This is a genomic window from Microcella sp. (assembly GCF_033763155.1).
Taxonomy (GTDB): Bacteria; Actinomycetota; Actinomycetes; order Actinomycetales; family Microbacteriaceae; genus Microcella.
In genome coordinates, this window is the sequence record NZ_JANRKZ010000042.1 from 1 (window position 1) to 6,331 (window position 6,331).

At 67.9% G+C, this 6,331-nt stretch carries 8 protein-coding genes and 1 pseudogene; 1 reads left to right on the forward strand and 8 read right to left on the reverse strand.

Annotated features, from left to right (window positions below; all coding sequences use genetic code 11):
- The 6 genes from SFU54_RS01785 to serA all read right to left on the reverse strand — a co-directional run.
- Positions 1-540: aminotransferase class I/II-fold pyridoxal phosphate-dependent enzyme (locus SFU54_RS01785; RefSeq protein ID WP_319014604.1), on the reverse strand; the 540-nt coding region annotated here is incomplete at its 3' end.
- Positions 541-550: 10 nt separating this feature from the next.
- Positions 551-868, reverse strand: a complete 318-nt coding sequence (gene fdxA, locus SFU54_RS01790; RefSeq protein WP_319014605.1) for a ferredoxin — start codon at positions 866-868, stop codon at positions 551-553.
- The gene (locus SFU54_RS01795; RefSeq protein ID WP_319014606.1) at positions 865-1,302 is read right to left on the reverse strand and encodes a hypothetical protein; all 438 of its coding nucleotides are present in this window, start codon (positions 1,300-1,302) and stop codon (positions 865-867) included. Before SFU54_RS01795 ends, fdxA begins: the two co-directional genes overlap by 4 nt.
- Positions 1,303-1,316: 14 nt before the next feature.
- The gene (locus SFU54_RS01800; protein WP_319014607.1) at positions 1,317-2,429 is read right to left on the reverse strand and encodes a branched-chain amino acid aminotransferase; all 1,113 of its coding nucleotides are present in this window, start codon (positions 2,427-2,429) and stop codon (positions 1,317-1,319) included.
- Between the two features lie 125 nt (positions 2,430-2,554).
- Positions 2,555-3,601, reverse strand: a complete 1,047-nt coding sequence (locus SFU54_RS01805) for a 3-isopropylmalate dehydrogenase (protein WP_319014608.1) — start codon at positions 3,599-3,601, stop codon at positions 2,555-2,557.
- Between the two features lie 47 nt (positions 3,602-3,648).
- Positions 3,649-5,241: a phosphoglycerate dehydrogenase gene (gene serA / locus SFU54_RS01810; protein ID WP_319014609.1), complete on the reverse strand. Its 1,593-nt coding sequence runs from the start codon at positions 5,239-5,241 to the stop codon at positions 3,649-3,651.
- A gap of 111 nt (positions 5,242-5,352) precedes the next feature.
- Between serA and SFU54_RS01815 the strand changes: the two genes are divergently transcribed.
- Positions 5,353-5,769, forward strand: coding sequence for a hypothetical protein (locus SFU54_RS01815; protein ID WP_319014610.1), 417 nt, complete (start codon positions 5,353-5,355; stop codon positions 5,767-5,769).
- On the opposite strand, the gene SFU54_RS01820 is transcribed toward SFU54_RS01815, so the two are convergent.
- Together SFU54_RS01820 and SFU54_RS01825 are read right to left on the reverse strand one after the other, a co-directional pair.
- Entirely contained in the window at positions 5,766-6,080 is a 315-nt protein-coding gene (locus SFU54_RS01820) for a hypothetical protein (protein ID WP_319014611.1), read from the reverse strand. The two genes, SFU54_RS01815 and SFU54_RS01820, sit on opposite strands and share 4 nt — an antisense overlap.
- Positions 6,077-6,331 (reverse strand): annotated as a pseudogene (locus SFU54_RS01825) (DNA polymerase III subunit gamma/tau); the annotation flags it as partial. The gene SFU54_RS01820 and the pseudogene SFU54_RS01825, both read right to left, overlap by 4 nt.

Below are 6,331 nucleotides of genomic sequence, written 5' to 3' on the forward strand. Positions count from 1 at the left end.
CACGGCTCCGAGTTCGCGGGCTCGGGCAACCGCGGCCCGCAGAGCCGCGACGCCGAGCACGGCTCCCGTGGGATTACCCGGGCTGTTGAGCCACACAAGGCGAGTGGATGCGGGCCAGTCATCCGGGGAATCCGTGGCGACGCCGGTCGTGCGAGCCACCACCGAGCCCACGGCGTAGGTCGGGTAGGCCGTGCGCGGGTAGACCACGGTGTCGCCGGGGCCGAGGCCGAGCAGCAGGGGTAGGAGGCCGACGAGCTCTTTCGAGCCGATCGTCGGGAGCACAGCATCCGTCGTCAGACCGTCGACCCCACGACGACGGGCGTACCACGCGGCAATCGCGGCGCGTAGTTCGGGCGTACCCATCGTTTGCGGGTAGGCGTGGGCGTCGGTCGCGGCGACGAGCGCATCGCGCACGAGCTGCGGGGTTGCGTCAACGGGAGAGCCGACCGAGAGATCGACGATGCCGTCACCGTGTTCGCGCGCGCGGGCGGCGAAGGGGGCGAGAGAGTCCCAGGGAAAGTCGGGTAACGCGATGCTCACAGCGGCGGCGCTAGGCCTGCGGCGGCAGCGCGGCGACGATCGGGTGGTCGCCCGCAATCACGCCGATCTTTGACGCGCCACCGGGCGAACCGATCTCGGCGAAGAACTCGACGTTGGCCGTGTAGTAGTCGGCCCACTTCTCGGGAGTGTCGTCTTCGTAGTAGATGGCCTCGACGGGGCACACCGGCTCGCACGCACCGCAGTCGACGCACTCGTCGGGGTGGATGTAGAGCATGCGGTCGCCCTCGTAGATGCAGTCAACGGGGCACTCGTCGATGCAGGCGCGGTCTTTCACGTCGACGCAGGGCAGGGCGATCACGTAAGTCACGGCAGTGGTCGATCCTCTTGTTGAACGAGAGCGGGCTGTTCCATCGTAACGCTCGCACGCTGGGGAACCCGCTGGATGCGCGGCCAGCCGAGCGCAAAAAAGGCAATGAGGGCGATGCCGCCCAGCCAGGCATAACCCGCGGCGTTCGCCGGCACGAGCACCGAATCGCCCGTGGCCATCGCGAGAATTCCGGCGACCAGGCCCACGCCAATCGCTCCCGCCGCCGCGGGCGTGCGCACGCCACCCCACACACGCAGGCCCACGATGTAGAGCCCGATGGTGATGAGCGCGATCGCTACCCCCACGGGCGGCAGCGACTGGTGCGTGAAGGTGCCGACGAGGGCGAGAGCGGCACCGCCGCCCATGCACAGCGCGATCACACCGAGCCGCGCCGACACGGTCATCTCGGCAAAGTCAGGATCGATCGAACTCATGATGAGGGGGCGACTCAGGCGTCGAGCCGCAGCATCCAGCCGTGCGGGTCGGGGCGGCGGCCGTACTGAATGTCGGTGAGCTCGGCGCGCAGCGACATCGTGAGCTCGCCCGCGGGTGCGTCGGCGCTGCCGATCTCGAAGTCGGCGGCCTTGATCATGGCGATGGGCGTGACGACGGCGGCCGTGCCGCACGCGAAGGCCTCCACGATGTCTCCGGATGCCGCGCCCTCGCGCCACTCGTCGATGCTCACGCGGCGCCGCTCGACCGTGTGGCCGCGGTCTTCGGCGAGCTGCAGGATCGAGTCGCGCGTGATGCCCTCAAGAATCGAGTCGCTCAGCGGCGTCACGAGCGTGCCGTCTTTGTAGACGAGCACGACATTCATGCCGCCAAGCTCTTCGAGCCACTTGCCTTCGACCGAGTCGAGGAAGAGCACTTGAGCACAGCCGTGCTCAGCCGCCTCGGCCTGAGCGACGAGCGACGAGGCGTAGTTGCCGCCCGTCTTGGCAGCACCCGTGCCGCCCTTGCCGGCGCGCGAGTACTGCGTCGAGAGCCAGATCGACACGGGCTTGATTCCACCGTGGAAGTACGCGCCCGCGGGCGAGGCAATGACATAGAACGCCACCTTGTGCGCCGGGCGCACACCCAAGAACGCCTCCTTCGCGAACATGAAGGGTCGCAAGTAGAGGCTCGTCTCGGGCGCGCTCGGCACCCAGTCGCCGTCAACCGCGATGAGCTGCTTGAGTGCCTCGATGAAGTACTGCTCGGGCAGCTCGGGCAGGGCGAGGCGCTTGGCCGAACGCTGCAGGCGACGCGCGTTGGCATCGGGGCGGAACGACCAGATCGAACCGTCGGCGTGACGGTAAGCCTTGAGGCCCTCGAAGATCTCTTGCCCGTAGTGCAGCACCGAGGCGGCCGGGTCGAGGGTGATGGGGCCGTAGGCCTGCACACGCGGGCGGTGCCAACCGCCCATCTCGCTCCAGCAGATGTCGACCATGTGGTCGGTGAAGTGCTTACCAAAGCCGGGGTCGGCGAGAATCGCGTCACGTTCGGCGACCGGGCGCGCGGCCTCGTTGGGGGTCACGGCCCACGTGAGCTCGCGGGTGGCCATTGGCAGCAGGTTCGTCATCGGAATTCCTCGAGAGGTCGCCGGCGGCCCGCAGGCCCCGGAAGAGCGTGGGTACAGCGTACCCCGCCGGTGTGTGCGGTTCTCAGGCCAATCGCGCGGCGCTGGCCGGGGTGCTGGGCGGGCGGCTAGGCCAGTCGCGTAGCGATGGCGGATCCGACCTCGCTCGTCGGGCGGGGTGACGTGCCACGCTCGGCGAGGTCGGCGAGCACCGCGGTGCGCACGCGCGCCGCGGCATCCGTCAATCCCTGCTGGTCGAGCAGAATCGCCACCGAGAGAATCGCGGCGGTCGGGTCGGCCTTCTGCTGGCCCGCGATATCGGGCGCCGAGCCGTGCACGGGCTCGACCATGCTCGGAAACGCTCCCGTGGGGTTGAGGTTGCCCGAGGCTGCGAGGCCGATGCCGCCGCCGATCGCCGCGGCGAGGTCGGTGAGAATGTCGCCGAACAGGTTGTCGGTCACGATGACGTCGAAGCGCGAGGGGTTCGTGGCCATAAAGATCGTGGCCGCGTCGACGTGCAAATAGTCGACGGTGACGGATGCGAACTCGGGCGCCACGCGATCAACCGTGCTCTGCCACAGCGCGCCGGCATGCACGAGCACGTTCGTCTTGTGCACGAGCGTGAGCCGCTGGCGTCGCGCCGCGGCCTGGGCGAACGCGAAACGGACGACACGCTCGACGCCGTATGCCGTGTTGATCGAGACCTCGGTCGCGACCTCGTGCGGGGTGCCCTGGCGGAACCGGCCGCCGTTGCCGACGTAGGGGCCTTCCGTGCCCTCGCGCACGACGACGAAGTCGACCTCGCCCGGGTCACTCAGCGGCGAGGCGATGCCGGGCGCGAGCAGCGTGGGCCGCAAGTTGACGTAGTGATCGAAAGCGAAGCGCAGCTTGAGCAGCAGCCCGCGCTCGATGATGCCGCCCGCGAGCCGGGGGTCGCGCGGATCGCCGCCCACGGCGCCGAAGAGAATCGCGTCGTGCTGGGCAAGCGCCGCGAGAGTCTCGTCGCTGAGAATCTCGCCCGTTGCCAGATAGTGCTCGGCCCCGAGCGGATACACCGTCTCGGTCACGGCGACATCAGTTCCGACGGCGACGCGCAACACCTTGAGCGCTTCGGCGGTGACCTCGGGGCCAATGCCGTCGCCGCCGATCACGGCAAGGTCAAGAGTGCGTGCCATGGTGTTCTCCTCATTCTCGGCGAGCATCGTTGCCCACCGCGATTGCGTTATTGCTCGACGACCGTGATTTCGCGCATGACGCTCGCGTCGATCGCGGTGCGCACGCTCTCGAGCAAGTCGTCGGGCACGCGCGAGTCGACAGTCAGCACGCTCAGTGCCTGGCCGCCGGCCGTGCGGCGCGCGATCTGCATGCCCGCGATGTTGATCGATGCTTCGCCAAACGCCTTGCCATAGATCGCCACGATGCCGGGGCGGTCGGTGTAGATCATGACAATGAAGTGCTCAGCCATGGGCACTTCAACGTCGTAGCCGTTGATCTCGACGATCTTCTGCACTTGCTTCGCACCGACGAGCGTGCCACTCACCGAGAGCTGCGTTCCGTCGCTCAGCGAGCCGCGAATCGTCAGCAGGTTGCGGTATTCCTCGCTCGCCGCATCGGTGAGCAGGCGCACGGCCACGCCGCGCTGTTCGGCGAGCAGCGGAGCGTTGACATAGCTCACCTGCTCGCTCGAAATGCGGCTGAAGATGCCCTTGAGGGCCGCGAGCTTCAGCACATTGACGTCGTGCGCCACAATCTCGCCGCGCACCTCGACATCGATGCTCGCGAACGAGGCATCGGCGAGTGCAGCGAACACCTGACCGAGCTTCTCCATGAGCGGGATGCCCGGGCGCACGCTCGGGTCGATCACGCCACCCGCCACGTTGACGGCATCGGGCACGAGCTCACCGTCGAGCGCGAGGCGCACCGACTTGGCGACCGAGACTCCGGCCTTCTCTTGCGCCTCATCGGTCGAGGCGCCGAGGTGCGGCGTGAGCTGGATGGTCGGGAGGTCGAGCAAGGGCGAGCCCACCGGGGGCTCGTGCACGAACACGTCGAGACCAGCGCCGGCGATGCGGCCGGTCGCGAGAGCCTCGCGCAGGGCATCCTCGTCGATGATGCCGCCGCGGCTCGCATTCACAATGCGCAGGTTCGGCTTCGCGAGGGCGAACTGTGCCGTGCTGATGAGATTGGTCGTCTCGGGCGTCTTGGGAATGTGGATCGTGATGAAGTCGCTGCGCTGCATGAGCTCGTCGAGCGTCACGAGCGTGACGCCCAGTTGCTGCGCGCGTGCCGGGGGCACGTACGGGTCGTAGGCGATGAGCTCAACGCCAAACGCCGCAAGACGCTGGGCGACGAGAACTCCGATGCGACCGAGGCCGACCACGCCGACGGTCTTTTCGTAGAGCTCAACGCCCGTGTACTTCGAGCGCTTCCACTCCCCCGCCTTCATCGAGGCGTTCGCGTCGGGCACGTGGCGAGCGAGCGAGAGAAGGTGCGCGATCGCGAGTTCGGCGGCGCTGATGACGTTGCTCGTCGGAGCGTTGACAACCATGACGCCCGCACTCGTCGCCGCGGGCACGTCGACGTTGTCGAGACCCACGCCCGCGCGCGCGATGACCTTGAGGGTCTTCGATGCGGCGATGGCCTCGGCATCCATCTGCGTCGCCGACCGAATGAGCACGGCGCTTGCGTCGGCCAGCGCGGCCAGCAGCGCGGGGCGATCGGTGCCATCGACCTGACGAATGTCGAAGTCGGGCCCGAGGGCGTCGACGGTGGCGGGGCTGAGTTCTTCGGCGATGAGCACGATCGGCTTGGGCACGAAAAAGGTCCTAACGAAAAGAGACCGGCAAGAGTGTGGTGGCGGCGCCTACGCCAATGGGGGCAACCGGTGTGTTCAGGCTATCGCAGGGCGCGAGGGCAGAATGGCGGCATGACGCTGACGGATGCTGCGCTCACCGCCGTGGGCCCCGACCCGGTCACCCTCGCGCGCGTCGTCACGGCCATCGTTTTTGTCGGAATCGGCATCACCCATTTCGTTCCGGCGATCATGCGTCCAATGGCGGCGATGATTCCCCGCGTCTTTCACGGTCGGCCGTTCTCGCCGCTCGCGTGGGTCTGGGTGACGGGTGTCGCCGAGATCGCGGGTGGCATCGGCCTGCTGTGGGAGCCGACCCGGGCCGCGGCCGCGATCGGCCTCGTCGTGCTGCTCGTGGGTGTCTTTCCGGCGAACGCCTATGCCGCCCGGCACCGCGAACAGTTTGGCGTGATCGCCGTGCCCTTCTGGCCACGCTTGGCCATGCAAGTGGTGCTCATCGGCCTCGTGCTGTGGGTGGGATTGTTCGGCTAGAACAGCGTGATCGAGCCGGTCGCGAGCGCGATGAGCGACAGGCGCACGGTCGCCGTCGCGGCGAGCGCCACGATCAGGACGAGCGTGAAACGCGTGAGCGACTGCCGACGCGCAACGATAATCGCCGCGGCGTAGAACACGACGGGCACAATGACCCCCGCCCACAGCGCCGCCCACGGCACGTTGGCGGGGTCAACGCCGAGCTGCGCATAGAGAGCCGGCAGGCCCACGAGCGAACTCACGGCGTCGAAGACAAACCAGCCGACGACGAGCGACAGCAGTGCCGCCACCCCGATATGCGTGCGCGTCACGAGAACACCCCCAACACGATCGGCCACGGCACGAGCACCAGCGTTCCGAGCGCGAGCCAGCCGAAGCGATGTGCGGCTCGGCCATCGCGCGTCAGGGCCACAACCGCTGCAAACCACAGGGCACTCGCGAGCAGGGCAAGAAACTCGCTGAACTGGTACATGATCTCGATCACGAGGGTCGGGCCCGTGAGGGGAACGAGGCTGATGCTGATGATCCACCCCACCGAGTAGGCGAGGTAGACCACGGCGAA

What these genes read in the sequence shown, in the direction of transcription:
- SFU54_RS01795 (WP_319014606.1), bottom strand. Translation starts at nt 1,302, where the DNA reads ATGAGTTCGATCGATCCTGACTTTGCCGAGATGACCGTGTCGGCGCGG.
- SFU54_RS01800 (WP_319014607.1), bottom strand. Translation starts at nt 2,429, where the DNA reads ATGACGAACCTGCTGCCAATGGCCACCCGCGAGCTCACGTGGGCCGTG.
- SFU54_RS01805 (WP_319014608.1), bottom strand. Translation starts at nt 3,601, where the DNA reads ATGGCACGCACTCTTGACCTTGCCGTGATCGGCGGCGACGGCATTGGC.
- SFU54_RS01815 (WP_319014610.1), top strand. Translation starts at nt 5,353, where the DNA reads ATGACGCTGACGGATGCTGCGCTCACCGCCGTGGGCCCCGACCCGGTC.